The sequence below is a fragment of the Vibrio harveyi NBRC 15634 = ATCC 14126 = KCTC 12724 genome (genome assembly GCF_001591145.1).
Lineage (GTDB): Bacteria > Pseudomonadota > Gammaproteobacteria > Enterobacterales > Vibrionaceae > Vibrio > Vibrio harveyi.
In genome coordinates this window covers 1-2,340 of the sequence record NZ_BCUF01000107.1, presented here as the reverse complement: position 1 = coordinate 2,340, position 2,340 = coordinate 1, and the positions used below count along the sequence as shown (strand labels likewise).

At 44.2% G+C, this 2,340-nt stretch carries 3 protein-coding genes; 2 read left to right on the top strand and 1 reads right to left on the bottom strand.

Annotation, left to right across the window (positions count from 1 at the left end; translation table 11 throughout):
* Positions 1 to 318: 318 nt before the first annotated feature.
* On the bottom strand, positions 319 to 1,089 hold the full coding sequence (gene tpiA / locus VHA02S_RS24545) for a triose-phosphate isomerase (RefSeq protein ID WP_005428123.1): 771 nt from the start codon (positions 1,087 to 1,089) through the stop codon (positions 319 to 321).
* A 271-nt stretch (positions 1,090 to 1,360) separates the two neighbouring features.
* On the opposite strand from tpiA, the gene VHA02S_RS24540 reads away from it, so the two are divergent.
* Both VHA02S_RS24540 and VHA02S_RS24535 read left to right on the top strand, forming a co-directional pair.
* Positions 1,361 to 1,708, top strand: a complete 348-nt coding sequence (locus tag VHA02S_RS24540) for a 5-carboxymethyl-2-hydroxymuconate Delta-isomerase (RefSeq protein ID WP_020195823.1) — start codon at positions 1,361 to 1,363, stop codon at positions 1,706 to 1,708.
* Between the two features lie 181 nt (positions 1,709 to 1,889).
* On the top strand, positions 1,890 to 2,312 hold the full coding sequence (locus VHA02S_RS24535) for a DUF805 domain-containing protein (protein WP_038897742.1): 423 nt from the start codon (positions 1,890 to 1,892) through the stop codon (positions 2,310 to 2,312).
* The last annotated feature ends 28 nt before the right edge of the window (positions 2,313 to 2,340 follow it).

Sequence of the window (2,340 nt, the reverse complement as noted above, 5' to 3'; positions counted from 1 at the left end):
GGGGGTGTGCGGTTAGTAGATTCCTGATGTCGCTTAGGCTCCTCGGAATGACGGGAGTCTCATAGGTTGTGTCTGTTGTTTTGTTGGTTTGATTTGGGTGCGTGCGGTTAGTAGATTCCTAATGTCGTTGAGCTCCTCGGAATGACGGGATTTTTATAGGTTATGTCTGTTGTTTTGCTGGTTTGATTTGGGGCGTGCGGTTAGTAGATTCCTGATGTCGTTTAGACTCCTCGGAATGACTAAACTCATTAGATCGTAGGCAAACAAAAAGGGATGCGTGATGCATCCCTTTGTTATTTCTGCTTAATAAAAGCGAAATTAAGCTTTAGCTGCTGCCGCTGCTTTAGCGATAGCTACGAAGCTCTTAGCGTCTAGAGAAGCGCCACCAACTAGAGCACCGTCGATGTCTGGTTGTGAGAAGTAAGCTTCAGCGTTTTCTGGCTTAACAGAACCGCCGTATTGGATGATTACTTGTGCTGCAACTGCTTCGTCTTTCGCTGCGATTAGTGCGCGGATAGAAGCGTGGATGCGTTGTGCATCTTCAGCTGTTGCTGCTTTACCAGTACCGATAGCCCAGATTGGTTCGTAAGCGATGATTGCGCCGTTTAGAGCTTCAACACCGTAAGTGTCGATAACTGCGTTGATTTGACGTGCACATACTGCTTCAGTTTCGCCAGCTTCGTTTTGAGCTTCAGATTCACCGATACAGAAAACAGGCGTTAGACCGTTTTCTTTTAGGAAGTTGAATTTCTTAGCGATGAACTCGTCAGATTCGTTGTGGTATTCACGACGCTCTGAGTGACCGATGATGATGTGAGAAGCACCGAAGTCTTTCAGCATTTCTGGAGACATGTCGCCAGTGAAAGCACCGCTGTTGTTTAGGTCAGTGTTTTGTGCACCTAGGATAACTTTGTTACCGCCTTCAGCGATTACGCGCTCAGCTAGATCGATGTAAAGAGCTGGTGGAGCTACTGCTACGTCAACACCTTCAACGCCTTCAAGTTCAGCGTTAATACCAGTTAGCAGCTCAGTTACCATTGCTTTGCTACCGTTTAGTTTCCAGTTACCCATCACTACAGGACGACGCATAGGAATATCTCCCTTATCTTTAATGTATATAGTCTATTAATGTAAAAAATCTACGTAGGAATATAACAGAATAATGTGAACAGATCATGATTGGCGTCATGTCTTATTCGGCTTTCTTCATCTGGTCGGTGTTGCATTAGTTCTGTTATTTTTGTCAAAAGCAATCGATTGGTGATCGCGTAGACAGAATGATAGTCCATTCCTCGGAAAATGCGCCTTAGATTGGTATTACTGTGGGTTAAAAGTTCGCCGTAATAAGAAAGGAATCAAAATGCCAAACTTAGTTTTAGAATATTCCAACTCAGTCGATGAGCGTGTGAATGTTCAGGGATTACTAGAAGATCTACACAAAGTCACCTTGGAGAGTGGTTTGTTCGAGCTTGCGTCCGTCAAATCACGTGCGCTTCGTTGCCACAATTGGTTGGTGGGAGAAGAGGGCGATAGTGTTGATTTTATTCACATCAACTTTGATTTGTTGGCAGGTAGAAATGCAGAACAAAAACGCGAGTTATCAAGAGCACTGATGGTTGTTTTACAGGAACAAGCGAGTCATGTTCGTAGCTTAACGGTGAATGTGCGCGATATGGATATTGATTGCTTCCAGAAGGTGGTGAACTAGCTCTGTTGCTCGGGTTAAATCCCAAACCGCCTCATTTAGACATTTAGAGTCGACAAGTTGAAGGCTCTAAATGTGCATACCTACAGTTTGAAATCTGGTGATATTTTCCTCTGGGGGATGAACTTTTCAAACCATGCTGACTCGGCTAATCTATAGCCTTTCAAAATTAGGGTAAAAGTCGATGTCGATTAAAGAGTTATTGTTTTCTTTCCAAGGGCGTATAGGTCGTAAAACTTACTGGATGTGGAACATCATCTACTACATCCTAATCTTAGGTTTTGGTGCGGGCATCAGTAAGTTGTTCCCTGCATTTTCTTATATTCTTCTGCCTATCTTCTTATTGATTCTTCTGATCCCAGATTTGGCGATAACCACTAAGCGTTGGCATGACCGTAATAAGTCGATTTACTGGCTAGCATTGAATATTCCATTGATCATTGGCCGAGTTGCCACGCCAATGACTAACCCTGCCGCGCAGGACCCATCTGCACCGCAAATGCTGATTGCTTCGGTCTCTCTGCTATGTGGCCTATGGATTCTTATCGAGTGTGGTTTCTTGAAAGGTTCTGCCGGTCAGAACAAATACGGTCCTGAGCCGGAGTAAGGTCTTTAGGTATCGAACTCGTTGGAGG